At 37.7% G+C, this 25552-nt stretch carries 12 protein-coding genes; 6 read left to right on the forward strand and 6 right to left on the reverse strand.

Translation table 11 applies throughout. From position 1 onward, the window contains the following. Positions 1 to 36: 36 nt before the first annotated feature. Positions 37 to 1440 carry an ABC transporter ATP-binding protein gene (locus C7H19_RS02450; protein ID WP_106455301.1) on the reverse strand — a complete coding sequence of 468 codons (1404 nt, stop codon included), beginning with the start codon at positions 1438 to 1440 and terminating at the stop codon, positions 37 to 39. Between the two features lie 404 nt (positions 1441 to 1844). Here C7H19_RS02450 and C7H19_RS02455 point away from each other — a divergent pair, with 404 nt between their 5' ends. Beyond that, a complete protein-coding gene (locus C7H19_RS02455; RefSeq protein ID WP_106455302.1) occupies positions 1845 to 2528 on the forward strand; it encodes a class I SAM-dependent methyltransferase in 684 nt (227 codons plus the stop codon). Between the two features lie 129 nt (positions 2529 to 2657). On the opposite strand, the gene C7H19_RS02460 is transcribed toward C7H19_RS02455, so the two are convergent. From C7H19_RS02460 to C7H19_RS02470, 3 genes are read right to left on the reverse strand one after another with little or no spacing between them, the layout of a single operon-like run. Further along, entirely contained in the window at positions 2658 to 3509 is an 852-nt protein-coding gene (locus C7H19_RS02460; RefSeq protein ID WP_106455303.1) for an ABC transporter permease, read from the reverse strand. A gap of 41 nt (positions 3510 to 3550) precedes the next feature. Then, positions 3551 to 4747 carry a 1-deoxy-D-xylulose-5-phosphate reductoisomerase gene (gene dxr, locus C7H19_RS02465; RefSeq protein WP_106455479.1) on the reverse strand — a complete coding sequence of 399 codons (1197 nt, stop codon included), beginning with the start codon at positions 4745 to 4747 and terminating at the stop codon, positions 3551 to 3553. Between the two features lie 50 nt (positions 4748 to 4797). Then, positions 4798 to 5514, reverse strand: coding sequence for a polysaccharide deacetylase family protein (locus C7H19_RS02470; RefSeq protein ID WP_181280508.1), 717 nt, complete (start codon positions 5512 to 5514; stop codon positions 4798 to 4800). A gap of 176 nt (positions 5515 to 5690) precedes the next feature. Between C7H19_RS02470 and argC the strand changes: the two genes are divergently transcribed. The 4 genes from argC (at position 5691) to rimI (ending at position 10619) form a co-directional block, all read left to right on the forward strand. Further along, positions 5691 to 6749, forward strand: coding sequence for an N-acetyl-gamma-glutamyl-phosphate reductase (gene argC, locus C7H19_RS02475; RefSeq protein ID WP_106455305.1), 1059 nt, complete (start codon positions 5691 to 5693; stop codon positions 6747 to 6749). Between the two features lie 170 nt (positions 6750 to 6919). Continuing rightward, positions 6920 to 9247, forward strand: a complete 2328-nt coding sequence (pcrA, locus tag C7H19_RS02480; RefSeq protein ID WP_106455306.1) for a DNA helicase PcrA — start codon at positions 6920 to 6922, stop codon at positions 9245 to 9247. Positions 9248 to 9527: 280 nt separating this feature from the next. Next, entirely contained in the window at positions 9528 to 9959 is a 432-nt protein-coding gene (locus C7H19_RS02485; protein WP_106455307.1) for a CAAD domain-containing protein, read from the forward strand. A gap of 87 nt (positions 9960 to 10046) precedes the next feature. Further along, a complete protein-coding gene (gene rimI, locus C7H19_RS02490) occupies positions 10047 to 10619 on the forward strand; it encodes a ribosomal protein S18-alanine N-acetyltransferase (protein WP_106455308.1) in 573 nt (190 codons plus the stop codon). Here the strand turns inward: rimI and C7H19_RS02495 are convergent. Both C7H19_RS02495 and C7H19_RS02500 read right to left on the reverse strand, forming a co-directional pair. Next, entirely contained in the window at positions 10593 to 11375 is a 783-nt protein-coding gene (locus C7H19_RS02495) for a Uma2 family endonuclease (protein ID WP_106455309.1), read from the reverse strand. The genes rimI and C7H19_RS02495 overlap by 27 nt on opposite strands. Before the next feature lie 56 nt (positions 11376 to 11431). Continuing rightward, on the reverse strand, positions 11432 to 12115 hold the full coding sequence (locus tag C7H19_RS02500) for a Uma2 family endonuclease (protein WP_106455310.1): 684 nt from the start codon (positions 12113 to 12115) through the stop codon (positions 11432 to 11434). Between the two features lie 481 nt (positions 12116 to 12596). On the opposite strand from C7H19_RS02500, the gene C7H19_RS26650 reads away from it, so the two are divergent. Then, positions 12597 to 25475, forward strand: a complete 12879-nt coding sequence (locus C7H19_RS26650; protein WP_146136485.1) for a Calx-beta domain-containing protein — start codon at positions 12597 to 12599, stop codon at positions 25473 to 25475. Positions 25476 to 25552: the final 77 nt, after the last annotated feature.

Consider the following 25552-nt stretch of genomic DNA (forward strand, 5'->3'; position numbering starts at 1 on the left):
TATCCTTATCTAATTTTTTTTGTGTCACTATTTTTCTTAGGCGATAATCTTACATTGCTCTAAACATAAAGAAACATTTGGTTCAATCAGAAAATCGACTGTTTGAGTTGCGATGAGTTCCTCTTCTGACTGAACTCTAAACATTAAAATATCTACACATCTATGTAAATAACATTCTTCACCATCAATCAGACCTAACACCCCGTTATTAAGAAAGTAAACCCCTGGAAGTAACAGACAAGTAAACTTAAATTCTACTTTAGCCGTTGTATTTGCTGGAATAAATTCGATCATTTTATTGATAGGATGTGAGGCGGCACCTCCTAGGAAAAAACCACTGATCGTTTTAATTAACATACCAAATCTGACTTGATAGGCATCTTCAGAAAAATTAACAGTGTAGTGATAAATGTATTCCTCGCCGCGAACTAAATGATTAACTTTGTCCCCTTCCAGTGTAGTTAAATAGGGGTCACTAATTTCGGCTCCTCTGGTAATATAAAAAACGCTACTTTCAGGCTTTAAATGAGGATCGTAAAACGGCTCTAATTTTTTGACTATTTTGCTTTCCTTAGCCTGATGATTGTTTAATAACTGCAAAGATGGAGCCTCAGAATCGCCCATTAAAGTCGCATTGGCTAAAGAATTTTCTTCTGAGCGATTTAATTGTTTTATTTCTTCTCTAAAAGTATCAATTTGGTCATTAGGACAGTAGAGAAGTTTATGATATTTAGCAATGATCAGTTTTGGTGAACCTGAGAGGATAATTTCACCCCGATCAACTAAAATAGAACGACTGCATAATTCAATTATTGAAGAAGCGGCATGAGAAACAAATAAAATAGTTTTTCCCTGTTCTCTAAAACCTCGAATTCGAGAGAAACATTTTCGTTGAAAAGCTTCGTCACCCACAGCTAGAGCTTCATCTACAATCAGAATATCTGGATCGACATTAATTGCAACAGCAAAAGCAAGACGGACAAACATCCCACTAGAATAAGTTTTAACGGGCTGATCAATAAAATGACCAATATCAGCAAACGCAGCAATTTCATCGAATCTTTTTTCGATTTCGTCTTGTTCTAAACCTAATAGCCGGCCATTGAAAAAAACGTTTTGACGGCCTGTAAACTCTATGTTAAAGCCACTCCCTAATTCTAATAGAGCCGAGATTCTGCCCTTTACTTGTAATTGACCTGATGTAGGCGTTAAAGTTCCGACGATAATTTGCAGTAATGTGCTTTTTCCAGAGCCATTGCGCCCGATAATTCCAAGTGTTTCTCCTTGGTTAATACTTAAATCAACATTTCTCAACGCCCAAAATTCTGTAGCTCTCGAATGTGTTGGGAGTATGAGTTCTTTTAGTCTATCTATTGGATGAGCATACTGTTTATAACACTTAGATATACCTTCTAGAGATATAACTTCCTCTTGACTCATGGGGGGTTAGACGCTCCTCACTCTTACTCTAATCTAAGCTAACTTAAGAAAATCACACACTTGACTTACTCAGCTAAGTTACAGGCAATGATGACAAAAGTCAAGTCGCTGCATTCAAGAAGCGATATTTTCTATACAGGAAAAAAAATCGCTCTCAGGGTGGCAAAAGGTTACAAGAAAAGGGTTTTAGAGAAAGTTATCACACGCCCTATTTGGTATGGCATGGCACACGACTCAACTTTGTAGATTTTTTTGTTCTGTACGATCGCCCTCCCAAAAGAAGTTCGATTAGTCTGCTTCCCCACACCATTATTATCTTAAAAAAATATTTAGCTTTTGTAACATAATTAATCTATGATGTAAAATTTTCATTAATCTTGGTATTTATTGAGTAATCAAAGTTTATGGAAACATCTTTTGCCGTTTGGTCAGATAATTTACCCGAAGAAATTTCATTTTGGAAAGAATGGTTGAATGATCAATCAATCAACAAAGAGCGAATAGAAATGATTAATAAACCTTTTCCTTTCTCGGCTCTTTTTAATCAGTTATCAGATACAACTATCAAAGTTTTAGATGTCGGTTCAGGTCCTGTAACCACTGTAGGTACATTATTGCCAAGCGCTACTATTGAACTAACAGCTTGTGATCCTCTAGCAGAAGAATATAATAGTATGCTGCGAGCAATTGGATTAGCAGAAAGAGCCAACATTCAAAAAGTAGCTGGTGAAGATTTAAGTAAAGTTTTTGAAAAAAATAGTTTTGATCTTGTTCATTCTGCTAATGCCCTTGATCATGCTTATGATCCACTTCTTTGCATTCAAAATATGTTAGAAGTCTGTAAACCAGGAGGATGGGTTGTCGTTATTGTTATTGAAAACGAAGGCGAAAGAGAAAATTATCATGGTTTGCATCAATGGAATTTTTATTTGTCAAAGCCAGATCAAGTAAGTCTTTGTTCCAAAAATAAAAATGATAGTATTATTATAAATAATCAACTGAAAGGAGTACAACAGTTTAAAGCATACTCTGTTGATCATGGTAGTAATTTACCAATTATTCAAATAGACATTCAGAAATCAGCTTAAAGTGTTTGAGTTCGAGATTCAAAAAATCACTTTCTTGCTTTCTTAAAGAAAGGTTGTAAAAGATTACAAAAAAGGGTTTCAAAGAAAGTTATTACACGTTCAATGAAACCCCGCCGCAAAAATGATTATTTATAAAACATCAGCAAAAGCCGGACGTAATTTTCGATAAATTGTAAAACCAATTATAAAAACAACAAGAGAAACAATCCAAAGTACCCCCCACTCTCCCCAATGTTGAATTTTACCTACTAAAATTAAGTCTCGATAAACTTCGGATAATGCTGTCATCGGATTTAGCCAATTTACAATAAAACGGAATTTCGGAGGAATTGATGTAATAGGATAAATAATCGGTGTTAAATAAAACCAAAAGTTGAGAATAACAGTTAATGTTTGAGGGATATCTCGTAAAAAAACCGTTAAACCTGCAAAAATATAACCTAATCCAGCAGTTAATAATAATTGAGGCATCCAAATTAAAGGCAAAAGAGCTAAAGTAACGGGTAGCTGATGAATCATTAGAGCAACTGCAACAATTAAAGCAGCTAGACCAAAAGACGTTTCAATAAAGATTGATAAAATAGGAACAAGAGGTAATAAAGCAAGAGGAAAAACAACTTTTTTTACAAAATTATTTTGATTAACGACAGAAGTAGCCGACTGAGCTAGTCCCCCAGAAAAAGCCAACCAAGGCAAGATTCCCGCAAATAACCACAACCCAAAAGTTAGATGACTATCTCCTGCTATACCATGTAAGCTCAATTTAACTTTGAGAACAACGGAAAAAACATAAATATAAATAAATAATTGAGATAATTGATTCAACAATGGCCAAAGATTGCCAATAACCGATCCTTTATAACGAGCATCTAAATCTCGTCTGACTAACACTCTTAACAGATCATATTTAGTCCACCAATGCTCATCAATTGGCAACCGTCGCCGAAAACTGCTTGCTTTATCTTTAATTGTTCCTAACAAAACTCACTCCTCTATTGTCCTATTAATTTACGTTTAGTCGCTTATCGAATCGCCACAAATTTAGGGTCTTTCTTCAACTGTTCCTTCATGTTAAGGACTTCTTTTCTCGCCCACCCGTCTGCTTCTAAAATATCCTCTAATGTTGGTGTTGTTGTATTTTGACTCGTAAAACGATCGCAGACTTTCTCAATTAATTTTGGAATATCTAAAAAGCCGATTTGTTCCTCTAAAAATAAGGCCACTGCTTGTTCATTGGCTGCATTTAAAACCGCCGGCATTGCACCGCCTTCTCTTCCGGCTGCATAAGCTAACTGCATACAAGGATATTTTTGATGATCAGGTTCAGAGAATGTTAAACTACCTGCTTTTACCAAATCTAACCTCTCCCAATCGGTATAAATTCGCTCTGGCCAAGACAAAGCATATAAAAGGGGTAAGCGCATATCTGGCCAACCCAATTGAGCTAGTACCGATGTATCCTGTAATTCAATCAACGAGTGAATAATACTTTGGGGATGAATAACAATATCGATCGCCTCATAATCCATGCCAAACAAATAATGAGCCTCAATGACCTCTAAACCCTTATTCATCAGTGTTGCCGAATCGATGGTGATTTTGCGTCCCATCGACCAATTAGGGTGTTTAAGGGCATCCTGTACCGTAACAGACGCTAATTTCTCGGTGGGTAGATCCCGAAAAGAACCGCCCGAAGCCGTTAAAATAATTCGTCTGAGTCCACCATCTCGAACCCCTTCTAAACATTGGAAAATCGCGGAATGTTCCGAGTCTGCGGGTAAAAGTTTCACTTGATGTTTTTCGACTAAAGGTAGTACAACTGGTCCACCTGCAATTAAGGTTTCTTTGTTGGCTAAAGCAATATCTTTACCCGCTTCAATGGCTGCTATTGTGGGTAATAATCCTGCACATCCGACAATTCCTGTCACCACACTTTGGGAGTCGCCATATCGCGCTACTTCAATAATTCCCTCATCACCTGTAAGAATAATCGGAGAATAATCAATGTCTGCAATTAGAGTTTTTAGAGTAGATAAATGAGACTCATTACAAATAGCGACAATTTGGGGACGAAAAGTCCGAATCTGTTGTGCCAGTAACTCTACATTATTACCTGTGGCTAATCCAATCACCTGAAATTGCTCAGGATATTGAGAGACAATATCAAGGGTTTGGGTTCCAATTGAACCTGTAGAACCTAAAATAGAAATTTTTTTCACGGCGAATTTATTATAATTTTGAACTACAGGATACACTATTTAGGGGTACTCTACCGATGACTATCCCATAATTCACTCAGGGTCACAACACGATAGTTTTGTTCAGTGAGAGTTTTTAAGATAGTTTTCAAGGCAATGGCTGTATTTTCAGAACGAGTCACTGTACCACCGTGTAAAACAAGGATTGAACCTGGGAAAATAAACTGTGAGGTATACCAAGCGGTAAACTGAGGATGTTCTGACCAAGAATTTGTATCTAGGGGAATCATCGAACCAAGGGCAAAGCGAGGCTCATAATCGGGTGTTTCTCTTAAAATTTCTAGCATTTTTGGGTTATAAAAAGCTCGTCCAGGGCGATACCAACGCAAAGGTTTACCACACAACCCAGAAATACAATGATGTGCTTGTTCTAAGTGATGCTGAAATTGTTCGGGATAAAGTTCCGCGACAAGAATATCTTCTAAACCATGATTGCCGATTTCATGACCTTGGTCCAAAATGGTTTGTAAAAGCTCGGTTTCTTGGCATAGATGATTACTAATCACGAAAAAAGTAGCTCTTGCTTGTTGATTCGGATTAGTAATCGATTGATTATGCTCGGCGATCGCATCTAAAATAAGATGAGTCGATTGATCATCAGGTTCATTGGGAGTGGGGATATCATCGATCGTAAGAGCCACTAGGCGTTGTGTTGTCTTTTTATAAAAAACAGCATCAGGAAAAGTCTTAGCAACTTGAGTTAATAAAGCTTGTTGAAGAATAGTCAAGGTTAATAGAGTAGGATTAATGACAAATCTAACTTAATTTCTAAAACAGTCTACCTAACCACTTTAGCCAATATCAATAAAAAATTTTGATCCAAATTCCAGATTTAGTAATAGAATGCAGCCAAAGTGAGACTTTTAAGTAAACAAGAGCGTATAACACGAAACACAAGAGAGATATGGGCAACCCAAAACGAGTACCAGTAGGCATTGTCGGGGCTTCCGGATATGGTGGAGTCCAGTTAATCCGTCTATTGATGGAACATCCAGAAGTAGAAATCGTATATTTAGGCGGTGATAGTAGTGCGGGAAAGCCCTACACTGATCTTTATCCTCATTTATTCCACAAAGTCAGTTTAAACGTTGAACCGATTGATATAGATGTTATTGCCTCGCGGTGTGAAGTAGTATTCTTAGGTTTACCCAATGGTATTGCTTGTGATCTTGCGCCAATTTTAGTCGAAAAAGGTTGTAAAGTTTTAGACCTATCGGCGGATTATCGTTTCAAAGATTTAGAAACTTATACGACTTGGTACAAAAAAGACCGAACCGACCAAAAAACAGCCCAAAAAGCCGTTTATGGACTTCCTGAACTCTATCGAGAAGAAATTAAAGCCTCTCCTCTCATTGGTTGTCCTGGTTGCTATCCGACTGCTAGTATACTTGCATTATCTCCTTTACTTAAACAAGGTTTAATTGTTCCAGAAACCGCAATTATTGACGCAAAATCAGGGACATCGGGTGGAGGTCGTCAGGCAAAAGTTAATATGCTACTCGCAGAAGCCGATAACTCATTAGGGGCGTATGGCGTAGCAAAACATCGTCATACTCCCGAAATCGAGCAAATTTGTAGTGATTTAGCGGGACACGAAGTTAGAGTACAATTTACTCCTCATCTTATTCCGATGGTTCGAGGGATTTTAGCAACCGTCTACGCGACTCTGCGCGATCCTGGTCTCGTCAGAGAGGATTTAATCACGATTTACGGGGCTTTTTATCGTTCCTCTAGTTTTGTCAAAATTCTGCCAACTGGGGTTTATCCGCAAACTAAATGGGCTTGTGGGACGAATTTATGTTACATCGGTATTGAAGTCGATCCGAGGACCGATCGCATTATTGTCATGTCTGCGATCGATAACTTAATCAAAGGTCAAGCCGGTCAAGCGGTACAATGTTTAAATCTCATGATGGGTTGGGATGAAGCATTAGGTTTACCTCAAATGAGTTTTTATCCATAACTAATGTAGGGGTAGGGAGTCCAAACCCTTTAGATGTCTAATTGTTGTGGGCTTAGAAATCAAGCCCCTACGGGTGAACATATATTATGTAGGGGTTTGGTTGCCAAACCCTTCTTTAATACCAAAGCTCGTTAAAATGAGATTAGAAAAGACGCAACACTTTTATATTTATGACCACTCAAACAAGTTATTTAGATCAGTTAAACCCTTCGCAACGACGGGCTGTCAAGCATTTTTGTGGGCCATTATTAGTGGTTGCGGGCGCAGGTTCAGGAAAAACAAGAGCGTTGACCTACCGAATTGCTCATTTAATTTTATATCATAAAGTCGATCCAGAAAATATTTTAGCAGTTACTTTTACTAATAAAGCGGCGCGTGAAATGAAAGAACGGATCGAAAAAACTTTTGCTCAAGAGTTGGCTATCGAAAAATATGAGCAACGCTTAGAATTATTAAAGGAATATCAGCAAAAACAATTATTTTCTCAAATTTATAAAAATATCACTAAAAAGCTTTGGATCGGGACATTTCATAGTTTGTGTTCTCGTATTTTACGCTACGATATCAATAAATATCGTGATGAAAAAGGTCGGACTTGGCAACGCAATTTTTCTATAATGGATGATTCTGATGTCCAAAGTTTGATTAAAAATATTATTACTAAACAATTAAAATTAGATGAGAAAAAATTTGAGGCTCGTTCCGTACGCTATGAAATTAGTAAGGCAAAAAATTTAGGTTTATCTCCGGCTCAATATTTGCGGGAAAATCCCGAATATAAAGGAAAAATTATTACCGAAATATACGAAGAATATCAAGCACAATTAGCCGCTAATAATGCTTTAGATTTTGATGATTTGATTTTAATTCCTGTACGATTATTTGAGCAAAACGAATCTATTTTAGGTTATTGGCATAATCAGTTTAAACATATTTTAGTCGATGAATATCAAGATACAAACCGTATTCAATATGAATTAATTCGACTCCTTTCGACCAATGACGAACCGAATAAAAAAGAATGGAACTGGAAAGATCGATCGATTTTTGTCGTCGGAGATGCGGATCAATCGATTTATAGTTTTCGGATGGCAGATTTTACCATTCTGTTAAATTTTCAATCCGATTTTGGCGACGGATTACCAGATGATGATACTCGTACAATGATTAAGCTAGAAGAAAATTATCGCTCTAGAGAGAATATTTTACAAGCTGCTAATAAATTAATTGAAAATAATACTCAAAGAATTGATAAAATTCTCAAAGCGACTAGAGGAATCGGTGATACTATATTTTGTTATCGTGCAGATAATGAAGAAATAGAAGCTGAATTTGTGATTAATAAAATTAAAGAATTTAGACGAAATAATCCAGAATTAAACTGGGGAAGTTTTGCAATTTTATATAGAATGAACGCTCATTCTCGACCTTTTGAGGATCGGCTGGTTAATAGTAATATTCCTTATCAGATTGTGGGAGGTTTTAAATTCTATGATCGTCAAGAAATTAAAGACGCGATCGCATATCTAAAAGTCATATCTAACCCATCCGATACCGTTAGCTTACTCAGAATATTAAATACTCCGCGTCGTGGAATTGGAAAAACAACCATCGAAAGTTTAGTCACTGCATCTCAAGAATTAGGTGTCCCTTTATGGGAAATTCTTAGTGATGAAACATCGGTTAGTACAATAGCTGGACGTGCGGTAAAATCGATTAATCAATTTGTCAAATTATTACAAACCTTTCAAGCTCAAATTGAAACCTTGCCCGTAGCCGAGATCTTACTACAATTAATGGAACAATCGGGTTATATTGCCGAATTGAAAAACAAAGGAACAGAAGAAGCAGATAACCGTTTAGCCAACGTTTTTGAGTTGTATAATGCTGTTTTAAAGTTTACTGAAGACACCGAAAGTAACAGCATACAAGACTATTTAGCAACTGCTTCTCTATCATCTGATTTAGATGACTTGCGTGAAGGACAAGAAAAAGTATCATTAATGACATTACACTCAGCAAAAGGGTTAGAATTTCCCGTCGTCTTTCTCGTCGGTTTAGAACAAGGAACATTACCTCATATGAGAAGTCTAGGTGATCCTTTATCCATCGAGGAAGAACGCCGTTTATGTTATGTTGGAGTGACTCGCGCCCAAGAACAACTTTTTTTAACCCATACTAAAGAACGGTTTGTATGGGGTAATAGAGAGGGCAAAATTCCGTCACAATTTTTAGAAGAAATTCCCCAAGAATTAGTTACCACTAACGTAAAAACGAAAACACGTCAAAATTCTTCCGTTAGTTCAACGAAACGCTCACATCAAACCACAAAAGATATATCTTGGGAAGTAGGCGATCGCATATACCATTCAATTTTTGGTGAAGGAGAAGTAACCCACATTCTAGCGGGTGGTAAACGAACAAACCTAGCGGTTAAGTTTTCGGGACTTGGTCAAAAAATCCTCGATCCTACAGTAGCCCCAATGGAAAGAATTTAGTACTCATTGAACAAGGAAAGTTGAATAGATGAGAATTACATCGTAAGTTAGATCTATTCTCTTTATGGACAAAAAGTGTCATAGAATGTAAGCTTGCAGCAACATTAACCTAAAATGAGAAGTCATTTGAGTTAATTCTTAATAGTTGTTGAGAAATATTGAGTAAGCTATCAAAACTGTCTGATAATATGAGCAAAGATAGGTAGAGTCTGACTTTTTAGACGACTGTCTGCTCTGTACAAGAGAGTCAAACCTAACATTAAGGATCGGTCAAATATATATGGAATCATTTAAACCCACGGAAACCAAGCCCACAATTAGACCAGACGCGCCAGGATCGCTGACTAAACCCAATACCACAGACCAAATTATGCAAGAGTATGTTATCCCAATTTGGGAGTCAGTACGAAACTATCTTGCTAAAGTTCCTGACTACATTGGCGAATGGTTTGCTTATCCTAGCAATAAAAAATTTCTCACGACCCTCGGTTTGATCGTTGGTAGTGTGATTACCGTTAAAGTTATTCTAGCGGTTCTTGATGCCATCAATGATCTTCCTCTCATTTCGCCTCTGATGCAACTGATCGGACTCATTTACTCTGCTTGGTTTATTTATCGCTATCTTTGGAAAGCCTCTAACCGTCAAGAGTTATTGACTGAAATTGAAGCTTTAAGAACTCAAATTTTTGGCGAAGAATCCCGCAATATTTAAGACCTAGCTTTTCTATAAAAGTCAAGTCCTCTGTCCTCATCTGCTGTTAGAGTAGGTGAGGACTCTTATTAACAAAACGTTGCATCGATGTCCCTCACTACATTACATCTTCAACCCTCTAGTCTTGAACATCTCCCCCAAATTGTTGAACTCGATCGAATTTGTTTGGGTGGTATTTGGACTATAGATGGCTACAAAAGAGAGCTAGAAAGCCCTAATAGTTGTCTTTTAAGCCTGTCTGTCCCCATTAACCCCAAATATGATAAAATTATCGGTTGTGGCTGTTTCTGGGCTATTTTAGAAGAAGCTCACATTACCCTCATTTCCATTCATCCCGACTATCAAGGTCGCGGTAATGGTCAATTATTACTGTATGCTTTACTTAAAGATGCGGTTGAACGTCAGTTAGAACGCGCCACACTAGAAGTTAGAGTATCGAACGATGTGGCATTATCTTTATATCAAAAATTTGGCTTCTCTGTGGCAGGACGACGCAAAGGTTATTATCATCAAACTGGGGAAGATGCTTTAATTTTATGGCGCGGTGATTTACATAAAGCTGAGTTTAAAGAACAATTGCTGGTATGGGAACAAGAAATATGCGATCGACTTCTTCGTGAGCAGTTTGTTTTATCACAGTTCATCAAGATCAATCCCTAATCTTCTCAATCTTTCTTCTAGTAATTCTGTTCGTCGTTGCGCTTCTAAAGCTTGTTGTTGTGCTTCCTGAGTTTGTCGTTGCGCTGCTTGAGTTTGTCGTTGTGCTTCTTGAGCTTGTTGTTGTGCAATTTGAGCTTGTTGTTGAGCGTCTTTAATTTGCTCTTCCGGGGTTAAATAACGATTTCCCTGCTCATCCATCCAGTATAACCATTCTCGTACAACTCCTTGATAAGTTCCCCTTTCTCTTTTTATTCCGATACCTATTTCGGTAAACCACACTGCTTCACCATTAAGTAATTCATATTTTCCGTTGATTAATTTATACACTTCTAATTTTTGTTTTCTTTTTCGTAATGGGTTATGTATCACATAATATAATATGCCCATCTCTTGATAAAAATCTTTTTTTGTCGTGTATTCTTCTCGTCTGGTTTGTGATACTACTTCTAAGACTAAAATTGGGAGTTTTTCTTCTTCCCACAACAAATAAGATAAACGTAAGTCTTCATCGATGATACGAGGTACTCCGATACTTAAAAAACCATCTGGAACGATCGCGGGTTGATCTGGATCATAATATATTCCCATATCCACACCAAAAAACCAATCCATTCTTGAAGCCCATATTAACGCAAGCATCGCTCTTAGTAAGTTGGGAAGATCATTTTGTAATTCATTATCCACAGGTGTTTCGTCGTCTGATGGTAAGTCTTTTGCTGTGGGTAATTTTCGGTTGCGATCGTAGGAGAGGAGCATAGGGAAGTTACCCGTTTTTTCGTCATCGGTTAGTCTGATTTTAACGATTTTCTTGCTTAATCATAGAGTTCATTAGGATTAATTCCGATACTTCTTAATCTTTCCTCTAGTAATTGTATTCGTTGTTGAGCGTCTTTAATTTGCTCTTCTGGGGTTAAATAACGATTTCCATGCTCATCCATCCAGTATAACCATTCTCGCATTACCCCTTGATAAGTTCCCCTTTCTCTTTTTATTCCGATACCTATTTCGGTAAACCACACTGCTTCACCATTAAGTAATTCATATTTCCCATTGATTAATTTATACACTTCTAATTTTTGTTTTCTTTTCCGTAATGGGTTATGTATCACATAATATAATATGCCCATCTCTTGATAAAAATCTTTTTTTGTCGTGTATTCTCCTCGTCTGGTTTGTGATACTACTTCTAAGACTAAAATTGGCAGTTTTTCTTCTTCCCACAACAGATAGGATAAACGTAAGTCTTCATCGATGATACGAGGTACTCCAATACTTAAAAAACCATCTGGAACGATCGCGGGTTGATCTGGATCATAATATATTCCCATATCCACACCAAAAAACCAATCCATTCTTGAGGGCCATATTAACGCAAGCATCGCTCTTAGTAAGTTGGGAAGATCATTTTGTAATTCATTATCCACAGGTGTTTCGTCGTCTGATGGTAAGTCTTTTGCTGTGGGTAATTTTCGGTTGCGATCGTAGGAGAGGAGCATAGGGAAGTTACCCGTTTTTTCGTGATGGTCTAATTGTATTTTAACCCTTTTTCTGACTTTCGCTTTTTGATAAGATATACTCTCTAGTGCTTGGTTTTTAATCCTTATTTTTGAATAAATTTGAGCTTACATTAAAATTTATCAAGAAATATTACAATCATCAAACGTATTAATCGTTTAAACAGGTATAAAAATCATAAATACTTGGTTAATTCTTAATTACGTTACACAATTGAATCTTTTATTTTTGGTGTTACAAATATTCATTAACAAATATGTTGCTCAACTTGACATACATTTATGATTTTAGTATTGTGGCAACAAGCAAAAATAAAAAGCAGATTGAGAATAAAAAAAGAATTTTTAGCGTTATGCCGCCAATTGTAAATTAGTTTGCTTGCTTAGTTTTGTCCAGTTCAACCATTTGTCTGACTTTCTAAACGATAAATTATTATCAAAATTTTTTAGATATTTAATTATTATGACTAAACCTAATCAAAACAGTATTAATAATCATTTATTCGATATAATGGCTTCTGATATTATTATTCAATCTGTGCCGACAAGTGGAGATGATAATTTAACTGGCACGAGTGGCAATGATATTATTGATGGATTAGCGGGTAATGATACGATCAATGGTGGTGCAGGTAATGACAGTCTCATCGGTGGTACAGGAAATGATTCTTTAGTTGGTGGAGAGGGAAATAATACCCTTAATGGAGGTGATGGGGATGATGTTTTAATTAATAGTTTTGGTACAGTCGATGGTGGTGCAGGTAATGATATTTTAGTTTTAGATTTTACCGGATATGGAACAGGGGTTTACAATGTTGGTCTAGGCGATCGTTTTCGTCGTACTAATGATAACGGTGATTTAATTTATTATGCAGGTATTGACCACTTTAATATAACAGGTACAGCAAATACAGATTATTTAAGAGGCACGGCAGGTGATACTCTAGATGGTGCTCTTGGAATAGATTATCTAACCCTAGACTTTTCAAATCAAACAAGTTCTGTCAATATTGATTATACAAACACGACTAATCAAGTTAACTTTGCTAATACCAGTGTTAAAAACTTTGAAGCTCTTGGGATAATCACGACAGGAACTGGGAATGATAGTATCAAACTTAGTTTAACAGCATCAACATCACAAGGAACTGTCAACGGGAAAGAGGGCGATGATACTCTCATTCTCAATTTTACAGGATATGGAGCAGGAGTTTATAATACGAATCTAGGCGATCGTTTTCGTCGTACTGGGGATGGTGCTGATTTAATTTATTATTCAGGTATTGACCACTTTAATATAACAGGTACAGCAAATACAGATTATCTAAGAGGCACTATTGGTGATACTCTAAATGGTGCAGGTGGCATAGATTATCTTTATCTTGATGTAAATGGTGCAACGAGTGATGTTACGGTTGATCTAACTCAAAGCACTAACTTATCAGGTGTCGCTAATACTAGCATTAAAAACTTTGAAAACATTGGTACGATTACGACTGGCTCTGGCAATGATAGTATCAAACTTAGTTTAACAGCATCAACATCACAAGGAACTGTCAACGGGAAAGAGGGCGATGATACGCTCATTCTCGATTTTACCGGATATGGAGCAGGAGTTTATAATACGAATCTAGGCGATCGTTTTCGTCGTACTGGGGATGGTGCTGATTTAATTTATTATTCAGGTATTGACCACTTTAATATAACAGGTACAGATAATAACGATTTCTTTCAAGGATTTGCAGGGAATGACACCATAATAGGCGGTGCAGGAAACGATATTATTAATGGTAATGCAGGGAATGACATTATTATCGGTGTTAATCCTTATAGTATAAACTCTGGAATTAATGAAATCGATACCCTTGCTGGTGGATTAGGAAGCGATATCATTATTCTTGGGAATAATGCCCAATCCTTTTACGATGATAACAATATCACGACGACGGGAACGGCTGACTATGCCCGTATTCAGAATTTTAATAAAGCTGAAGATATTATTCAACTATTCGGTACTAAAAGTAATTATCGTCTCGATGTTTCACCAATTACGGGTATTACAGGTACAGCAATTTATCGTGATAAACCTAACACAGAACCCGATGAACTGATTGCGATCGTTGAAGGAATAGCGGTTGCCGATTTAAACTTAAATGAAAGTTATTTTGTCACAACAAAAGACGAAATTGCTTTAAATGCTGCTAACTATCGTATTGCTGAAGATGGTACGACTCAAGCTATTATTTACCTGACGCGAACTCTAGGCAACGGAGGGGAAGTACAAGTTACTCTCAACCTCAGCAACGGGACAGCCACCGCAGGACAAGATTATATTAGCACACCCATTACAATTATTTTTGCTAATGGAGAATATTTCAAAGCCGTTAATATTCCCCTTACCGATGACAATATTTTTGAAGGAAACGAAACCATTAACCTAAGTCTTTCCACTCCCACCAATGGCGCAATATTAGGAACACAAAACACAGCGATTTTAACAATTGTAGAAGAACCAGTTATCAATTTCAGTGCAGCAACTTACACTGTTAATGAAGAGGGAACACGTCAAATAACTCTAACTCGTACGGGTAGTGTCGATGGTGTAGTTAGCGCGAAAATTTCTTTAACTAATGGTACAGCGATCGCACCCAATGACTATAATAACGCCCAAATTACGGTTAATTTTGCAAAAGGAGAAACGAGTAAAACGATTTCTCTTCCTATTCAAAATGACTTACTCAGAGAAGGAAATGAAACGTTTAATATCACCCTGAGTAACCCCACAGGCGGCGCAATCATCGGTACTCAAAATACAGCCGTTGTGACAATTAGTGATAATGATATTGGGTTAGATGGTGAATATTTTGATGGCTATTTTGCGGATGATTTAAGCTTCTTTGAGCAAAATCAGCCCATATTAGAACGGACAGATCAAACGATTAATTTTGTTGATAGTGTAGCGTCTTGGAATCTAAATAATATTCCTCAATTGGCAGATTTAGAAACATATAGTGTGCGCTGGCAGGGTTATATTAATATTCCTACAACTGGTAACTATACTTTTTATCTTAATAGTGATGATGCGAGTTACTTATTCTTAGATGATGCTATTCAATCTCCCAATATAACAAATGCGACGATTAATAATGGTGGACTTCATGGATCACAAGAAATCAGTAGCGAGGTATTTTTAACAGCCGGCTTTCATCCGATTTTGCTATTTTATGGCGAATCTGGCAGTAACAATAATATTTCTTTTTCTTGGGCGAGTACCGATGTTGGTATTACTAAACAAATTGTACCCGATAGCGTTCTGTTTACTTTAAATAATGTCGATGTACCTGCTTTTTTATCCTTCGATGCAGCTAACTATACAGTCAATGAACAAAACGGCACAATTAATGTAACGGTTACTCGTACAGGTAGAATTACTGGAGAAGTTACTGCTAAAGTTAGTCTAACAAATGGCACAGCGACTTATCCTGCTGATTACAATCAAAATTTTTTTAATATCACGTTTGCCAATGGGGAAACGAGTAAAACGATCGCTATTCCTATTGTTAATGATACTCAGTTTGAACCCAACGAAACCGTAAATCTATCTCTTACTAATCTAACAGGTGGAGCAACATTAGGATCTCAAAGTACAGCTATTTTAACCATTATTAGTGATGATCCTAAAGTACCAGGTACGATCGCTTTTAGCAATGCAACTTACAGCGTTGGCGAAAATGGTACACCCATCAATCAAGTTACTTTAATTCGTACTGGGGGAAGTGATGGAATTGTTAAAGTTACTTTAAATCCTAGTAATGGTACAGCAACAACAGACGATTACACAAATACGCCGATTATTGTCACGTTTGCCAATGGAGAAACGAGTAAAACCGTCAATATTCCAATTGTAAATGATACCCTCAATGAAGGGAACGAAACGATTAATTTAACCTTGACAAATCCGCAAAATGGTGCAACACTCGGCACACAAAAAACCGCAGTTTTAACCATTATTGATAATGATACAGTTCCTGGTATTATCGCCTTTAATTCCGCCACTTACAGCATTAATGAAAATGGAACATCTGTAGCCGCAATTACTTTAAATCGTACTGGTGGAAGTGATGGAATTGTTAGCGTAACAGTCTATCTAAGTGATGGCACAGCAACCGCAGGAAGTGATTATATTGCTACTCCTATTGTTGTGACTTTTGGCGATAAAGAAACAAGTAAAACTATTGCTATTCCTATCATTAATGATATCCTGACGGAAAATAATGAAAATCTAACTTTAACCCTAAATAATCCCACAGATGGCGCAACACTCGGTACACAAAAAACCGCCACACTCAGAATTATTGATAATGATACTCAACCGAAATTAACCGTTAATATTACTCCTGAACAAATCACCGAAGGAAGTAACGCCATTACGGGAAAAGTTACCCGAAATGGTAATACTAATACTGCTTTAGTTGTTAATTTATTTAGTGAAGATGAAAGTCAAATTACTGTACCACAAACTGTTACAATACCAGTTGGACAAACGTCGGCTAATTTTACGATTACAGTCATCAATGATACCATAATTGAAAATGCCACAACCTTTGATATTATAGCCGCTTCAGCAGGTTTTAACAGTGGTTTAGATAGTATTTTAGTGACCGATAATGATGCAGTTCAACTGACTTTAACACTTAATAAAAATAAAATACTAGAAAATGCAGGAAATGGAGCCGCGATTGGAACAATTACCCGTAATGTTGTTACAAATCGGGATTTAGTGATTGTTTTATCTAGTAGTAATACCAGTGAAATCACACTACCACAAACCGTTACTATTACTGCAAATCAAGCCTCTGCTACTTTTGCGATTAATGCCGTCAATGATAATATTTTGGATGGCACACAAACCGTTACTATTACTGCTCAACAAACTGAACAAATTAATAATACTCCTATTGAGCAAAATTCAACCACAAAAACGATTCAAGTTACTGATGATGAAAGTGCAACACTCAGCCTTTCTTTTAATCAAAATCTACTCAAAGAAGGTACAACAACCACTGGCACAATTACCCGAAATGTGGTAACAAATCAAGCATTAACAATTACTTTAACTTCTAGCGATACCACAGAAGCAACCGTACCACAAACCGTTACTATTCCTGCAAATCAAGCATCAGCAACCTTTACAATTACAGGTGTCAATGATGGAATTAATGATGGTAATAAACCTGTTACCATTACAGCACAAGCAAACGGTTTTAATAATGGTGTTGAAAGCTTAGAAGTTACTAACGGAAATCTGCCAGATCTTCAAGTTACCAGTTTAACAGGTACAGCAAATATTCTAACAGGAACATTATCTAATTTCAGCTATCGAGTCGAAAATAAAGGCTCATCAGGAATTACAGGAACATGGAACGATAAAGTATATCTTTCTATCGATAATCAGTTAGATAATACTGATATTCTACTAGCTGATAATCCTTTTACTCCTGCGATTCCTTTTACCTCTTTTTATGAAAGAAACATTCCTTATTTTACTCCTAACACCTTCGGACAATATTATTTAATCGCCGTCACTGATACAAATAATACCGTTAATGAAGGTACAGGATTAGGGGAAAGCAATAATACAACGATTACACCGATTAATATTAAACCCGCTTATCGTGCTACAGTTTCTACAGATATCACGACGGCTGTTACTGGAAATACTGTTATATTAAAAGGTCAAGCGATTAGTAATGATGATAATTCTCCCGTTCCTTTTGAATTTGTTACTGTCAAAATTGATAATAATGGAGCTATTCGAGAATTAAACGCTTTTACTGATAGTAATGGACAATTTACCTTACAATTTAAACCTCTTCCTAATGAAGGCGGTAACTATAAAATTAATGCTTATTTCCCGAATAATCCAAGTGAAGATAATGCAGTCGAAGATACTTTTAAAATCTTAGGAATGCGCTTTGCTTCTACATCTATCACCCAAAAAGTAATTGCTAATACTCCTTTTACAGGAACAGTTAGTTTAGAGAATTTAACCGATATTTCTTTAACTGGATTAACCGCAACCTTAGAAAGTGTAGTACCAGGTTGGACAGTTCAAGTCAATACTTCACCAACTTTAGGCGGTTCTGCAACCAAGCAAATTAGTTATACCATCACTGCACCGAATAATACAACCATCACTCAGGATACATTTAATCTAAAGCTAACCAGTGCCGAGGGTGCTACAGCCATTTTACCTGTAACAGTGAATGTAGAGCGTATTGTTCCTCGTTTGGTGACTAATACAAATTTACTAAGTACAGGAATGTTGCGGGGTGATCAGACTGTTGTAGAATTTGAAATCACGAACGAGGGTGGTGCAGTAGCCGAAAATATTCAAGTACAGTTACCCTCAACCCCTTGGTTATCTCTTGCTACTCCTGTTACGATTAATTCCCTCGCACCCGGAGAGTCGAGTAAAATCAGTTTATTACTGACTCCAGCGACAGATTTACCTCTCACTGAATACACAGGAAATCTCTTTTTAGATGTAGCGGGAAATGATGGAGATTTATCGCTTCCCTTTAACTTTCGTGCGGTGAGTAGTGCGATCGGACAAGTTAAAATCAGTGTAGTCGATGAACTATTTTACTTTACCGAAGAAGCACCAAGACTAGAGGGTGCAACAGTAACAGTACGAGATTATTTTACTAATGAAATCGTAGCGACGACAATAACGAATCAGTCTGGACTCATCACATTATCGAATATTAATGAAGGTTACTATAAAATCGAGATCACAGCAGAAGACCACGATACCTATCGTCAAACCATACAACTCGATGCAGGAGAAACGGAAAATATTAATGCTTTCTTGTCTAAGCAGACGGTTAAGTATATTTGGAATGTAACACCGACAGAGATCGAGGATAAATATAATATTGTCGTTGAAAGTGTTTTTGAAACAGATGTACCAATTCCCACAGTTGTAGTTGAACCAGGGGCGATCGACTTAGAAGATTTACAAGTGATTGGACAAGTCATGCAAGTAGATATGACTTTAACCAATTACGGGTTAATTGCTGCTAATGATGTGAAATTGAACTTTGGCGAACATCCGTTCTATAAAATTGAGCCACTGATTGAAGATATTGGAACATTAAGCGCGAAGAGTTCGATTACTGTTCCTGTTAGAATTACCAGAATTGCTGATTTTGATACGATACAAAGCAGTGCTGGAACAGTATCCCTTGCTGCTACTCCTCAAGTTCCCTGTAATATTTCAGCTTGTGTAATCTATGACTATATCTGCGGCATAATTCCAATCTTTAAATGTACTTCGGTTGCTGTTACAGGTGTGGAAGGAAACTGCCAAGGAGGTTTACCTGGTGGTCCTGGTGGTCCTGGTGGTCCTGGTGGTGGTGGTGGTCCTGGTGGTGGTGGCGGTATTGTTCCAGTCATTGTTAATATTTCAGCATTAAATTGCGATCCGTGTGTTGAGAAACTCAGTAAAGCCGTTCTAAAATGTGTTGAAAAATTTCTTCCATTCCCTGATTGGGTTAAATGTCTTAAGAGTGAGTATAAATGTGTTACTGATCTATCTGATGGATTAGGATGGAGCGATGCTTATAATTGTTTTAAAACTGTAATCAGTTGTGCTAAAGCTTTTGGAAAAACGATTCCTGGACCTTGGAAATGGTTAAAATATCTTGAGTGTGGTTATGAGATTATCACAGCGTGTTTAGAGTTTTCCATTAGTTCTTCAGGTGGTGGCAGCAATTCTCCTAATCTTTTGGCTGCATTAGGACTTGAATCAATTCAAACCAGTTCTATTCCTGATTCTGCTTTAGAGTTAATACGCACTAATCTTAAATATCTTCAAGACTTTGTTGATGCTCAAACATTTTTATTTGGCGATTTTGTTTGGTGGCAAGCTGCCGAAAAAGATGACGTAACTTTTACGAATTGGCTAGAAGCTTTTGACGCAAGAATTGAAGGTACAACAACTACCGAAGTCAAAATTTCTGAATTAGAACGCAACCAACTCTTAAACTTTGTATTACCAGTAGGAATTACTGGAACAGATGTTAACAAATTTCTTGATCGCTGGAATCGTACTATAGACTATTGGGAATCTGGTATTTTTAATATATCGAATGTACCAGCAGGACAAAATCAAGACTTTTTAGCCGTCGATGTTTGGCAAGAAGCATTAGCTAAAGCTAACGATGCTGTTGAAATTAGTGAAGCACAAGGATTTAATGATGTTGGTGAGCTATTTTACGATAGCGTACAAGAACTACGACAAGCTTTAGAAGGCAATAGTGGTGGAGTCTGCGCTACAGTTCGCATTCGTATCGACCAAGAAGCGGTAATGACCCGTGCTGCATTCCTCGGTGAACTCGAAATCGAAAACGGGAACGATACAGTAAATCTTGAAAACCTCTCCGTTAGTCTCCAAGTCAAAGACGCACAAGGTAACGTCGTTAATAACCTTTTCGGTATTACTAATCCCATACTAAATGGTATTACAGCAGTAGACGGCACAGGTCAACTACTTGCGAATACAACGGGTTCGGCCGAATGGACTTTAATACCTGTATCTAATGCTGCACCTAATGAACCCACTCAATACAGTATCGGTGGAACACTTTCTTACACCGAAAACGGAACAGTCGTCACCGTTCCCCTGCTTTCCACTCCTGTTACTGTCTATCCCCAAGCGGAACTTTATCTCGACTATTTCCACGAAAGAAATGTCTACGCCGATGATCCTTTTACCGATGATAAAGTAGAAGTCTCTGTACCCTATTCTCTTGCTGTATTAGTCCGCAATGAAGGAAAAGGCGATGCAAAAAACCTCAAAATCTCCTCAGCACAACCGAAAATCATCGAAAATGAGAAAGGATTACTGATTAACTTTGAAATAATTGGCTCACAGGTCAATAATCAACCGATTACGCCCTCATTAACTGCCGATTTCGGGAACATTGCAGCAGGAGATACAGCCGTTGCCGACTGGTTACTTAAATCCTCCCTACAAGGCAAATTCATCGAATATAATGCCACATTTGAACACGTCAACGATTTAGGTATTCCTGAACTCTCCCTCATCAAAGAAGTTACCATCCACGAACTCATTCATAAAGTCCAAGCAGATAGTGACGGACTACCCGACTTTTTGGTTAATGGAACCTTTGACGCAAACTTTTACCCCGATATCCTCTATTTTAGCGATGGCACAACCGCACCCGTACAAGTCGTCACCAACGCTACATCTGACGCACCTGCTACCCCAACTGATTTACAGGTTCAAGTCACCGCAACGGTAGAAAATGGCTGGACATATATCCGTCTTGCTGATCCCGGTGATGGCAAATACGATATCACTAAGATACAACGCGCCGATAATACGGAAATTAGCTTAGAAAATGTCTGGACAACTGACCGCACTTTCCCCGCTACAGGTCGCCCAACTTATGAAAATATATTACATTTCCTTGACAATAACGCCACTGCGGGTAATAAAAACTACACCATTACCTATGTGACAGGTGACCCGACGATTACCGATATTGTCGATGTTACCCCAGATCCCACATCTTCCGCCGTTAATGCTATTACTGTCGAATTCTCCGAAGCCATTAACCAGAGTTCTTTTGATCTGAGTGATCTTGCTTTAACTCTTAATGGTGGTGCTAATCTGATTACATCTAGTATAACGATCGCATCACTCACCCCCAACCGTTATCAAATTTCTGGACTTAGTACAATAACTACCACCAATGGCACTTATCAGCTTACGGTTAATGCTACAGGAATCGAAAATTTAGCGGGAAAAACAGGGACAGGTTTAGTAAATGAATCTTGGGTAAAAAACAGTACAGGGGGAGGTGATACCACTGCACCCACTGTAACCGATATTGTTGATGTATCCGTTGACCCTCGTAATACTCCCATTTCCTCACTCGATGTTACTTTCTCTGAAACGATCGATCTAACTACCTTCACCTTCTCTGACATCACTCTCACTCTTAACGGTGGAACGAATCTAATCAATAATGCAGTAACCGTCACTTTTGTCAACAATAATACTTATCGAATTAATGGACTGAGTAACTTAACTTCAACCGCAGGAACTTACAATCTTACTGTTACAGGTAGTGGTATTAAAGACATTGCAGGAAATACAGGTACAGGCACTCAATCTGAAACTTGGATATTAGATACCACTGCACCAACGACACCCACTAATATTTTAGTCAATAATATTTCTTTAGCGAATCCCACTCTCATCAATACGCTTACCCCAACCATTAGCGGTATTTTAGGCGAAAATAACTTAAAAGTATTCTTTTTTGACCCTATTACTAGCCAAATCCTCGGACAAGCTACCGTTAGCGGGACTAATTTTAGTGGTACTATTCAACTTCCTTCTACAGGTTCGCGTTCCGTTGAACTTCGGGTACAAGATAGCGCAGGAAATACCACATCATCCACTTTAAATCTATTTGCGGATCTAACTCAACCTTCGATCGTAGAATTCCTCAACATTCCCCAAAACCCAACAACTACCCCAGTTAATTCTATTGATGTTCGTTTCTCTGAAGAAATTAAACTATCTACCTTTAATTTCAATGACCTGATTTTAACCCGTGATGGCGGTACTAATCTAATTACGAATGCAGTAACAATACAATATATTTCTGGAACAACCTATCGTATTAGTAATTTAGCAAACCTCACCCAAACCCCTGGAACCTACACACTACAAGTAAATGCAGCTACCATACGAGATGATGCAGGAAATAACGGTGATACAGCTAAAACGGCCACTTTCTCAATTATTCCCCCCATTTCTCCAGGTATTACCCTAACACAAACGAATGGAAATACCAGCGTTACTGAAGATGGTACGACGGATACCTATTCTCTCATCTTAAAAACTCAACCTACTGCTAATGTTACAGTAACGATCGCTCCCAATTCCCAACTCACGACAAACCAGCAAACTCTCACTTTCACCCCTGCTAACTGGAATGTCCCACAAACGGTTACTATCTCAGCAGTCAATGATACTCTTATCGAAAATAATCATACTGGAACCATTAATCATACCGTCTCTAGTACCGACACCAATTACAACAATAGTATTATTCCACCTTTAACCGTTGATATTACCGATAATGATCAACTTCCTGTAATCACTTTAGCAGTTGCCCCCGGAAGTGTTTTAGAAAACGGAACCAATAACCTAGTTTATACCTTCACTCGCACAGGTAATTTATCCAACTCTCTAACCGTTAATTTTACCGTAGCAGGAAGTGCCACATTTAACACCGACTATACCCAAACAGGGGCAAACACTTTTAACGGAACAAGCGGTACAATTAAATTCGCCGCTAATTCTAGTACTAAAACTATTACCCTCGATCCTACACCCGATAGTATTACAGATCCTAATGAAACGATTTCTCTTACCCTGACTACAGCAACAGGATACACCCTAGGAACCACCATACCCATTATCGGAACTATTACAGAAAGCACCACCAATAATAATGGTATTTTAGCCTTTAGTGCTGCTCAATTTAGCCAATCCGAAGACGGAACAATCATCGCTGCAGTTACTGTAACTCGCACGGGAGGAAATAGCGGTGCAGTCAGTGCAACAATTAATCTAAGCAATGGAACCGCAACAGCACCCAACGATTATACTAATACTGCGATCGTTGTCAACTTCGCCAATGCAGTAACCAGTCAAATTGTCAATATACCCATCATCAATGACAGCCTTTTAGAAAATACGGAAACAGTCAATCTAAGTTTATCTAACCCGACGGGTGGCGCAATCATCGGCAATCAAAACAATGCTATTCTCAATATTCTTGATGATGATGTACAGCTTAACTTTAATGCGGCTAACTACACCGTCAATGAAGATGGAACCACCGTTACTCAAATTATCATCACTCGTACTGGTTCCGCAACAAAAGCCGTTGGGGGAACAATTACCTTTACCGATGGAACCGCGATAGGATGCGGTTGTGGTGCAACTTCCACGAGTAACGATTTCTACAACGGAGCCTTAAACTTTACTTTAGCAGTCAATGAACTGAGTAAAATTATTCCTGTAGAACCCGCAACCTTAAATAATTCTAATGCGATTCGGATTCGAGATGATGGAACAATAGAAGGCAATGAAAACTTTACGATAAATTTAACAAATCCAAGCAACGGCGCAACCATTGGGAATCAAAATACTGCAACGGTAATTATTATAGACAATGATGCACCAATTATTACTTTAACCGCAAATGCAAACCGAGCTACCGAAAATGGCTCAGATCTAATCTATACTTTCACTCGTACTGGCAATTTTACAAACCCATTAACCGTTAACTATACCGTTGGAGGAACCGCTATTCCTGGTACAGATTACACGCCAGAAGGTGCTATCAATTTTACCAATAAAACGATTACCTTTGCGGCAAATCAAGCCACAGCGAATCTGAATATAGACTCCCTTGGAGATAGTATCGTTGAACCAAATAAAACTTTTACTCTTGCTCTTGCATCAGGGACAAATTATACCATCGGAACAACACAAACATTGACTGCTACTTTAGCTAACGATGATGGGACAAATAGTAATGATAAACTCAACGGTAGTCCCCTTAGTGATTTCCTCAATGGAAACGCCGGTAATGATACCCTAATTGGAGGACTCGGCAATGATGTCTATTTTATTGATAGTACAGGTGATGTGATTACAGAAAAACTCGATGAGGGAACCGATACGGTAAAATCATATATCACTTATACTCTGACGAACTCCAATCTAGAAAACTTAACCCTCACAGGAGATAGTACCATCAATGGAACTGGCAATGCAGGAAATAATATTCTCACTGGCAATAACAAAAATAATATCCTGACTGGGAAAGCGGGTAATGATACGTTTAGAGGTAATAATGGCAATGATACCCTCATCGGTGGGCTTGGGCTAGATAGCCTATCTGGTGGCAGTGGAAAAGACTACTTTACCTTTAATGCACCCAACGAAGGAATCGATAAAATTAATGATTTTAACTTGACAGATGACACAATATATGTATCGGTAGCAGGTTTTGGGGCGGGTTTAATAGCAGGTGCTTCTTTAAAAGCAAATCAGTTTACGATCGGTACTACGGCTACAACTTCAACACATCGCTTTATCTACGATTCGAGTACAGGTGCATTATTTTTTGATGCCAATGGTAATGTTAGTGGTGGCGTAACTCAAATTGCTACACTCAGTACAGGTTTAGCCATGACAAATCAGGATATTTTTGTCACGGTTTGATGAGATCCGAGCCGTCATCACGTTTGAGGGAAAATCTAAAAATATTCTGTAGAATACCAAGTTAGAGAACCCATCGG

Source organism: Aphanothece hegewaldii CCALA 016 (genome assembly GCF_003007785.1).
In the GTDB taxonomy this organism is placed as follows: Bacteria; Cyanobacteriota; Cyanobacteriia; order Cyanobacteriales; family Microcystaceae; genus Chroococcus; species Chroococcus hegewaldii.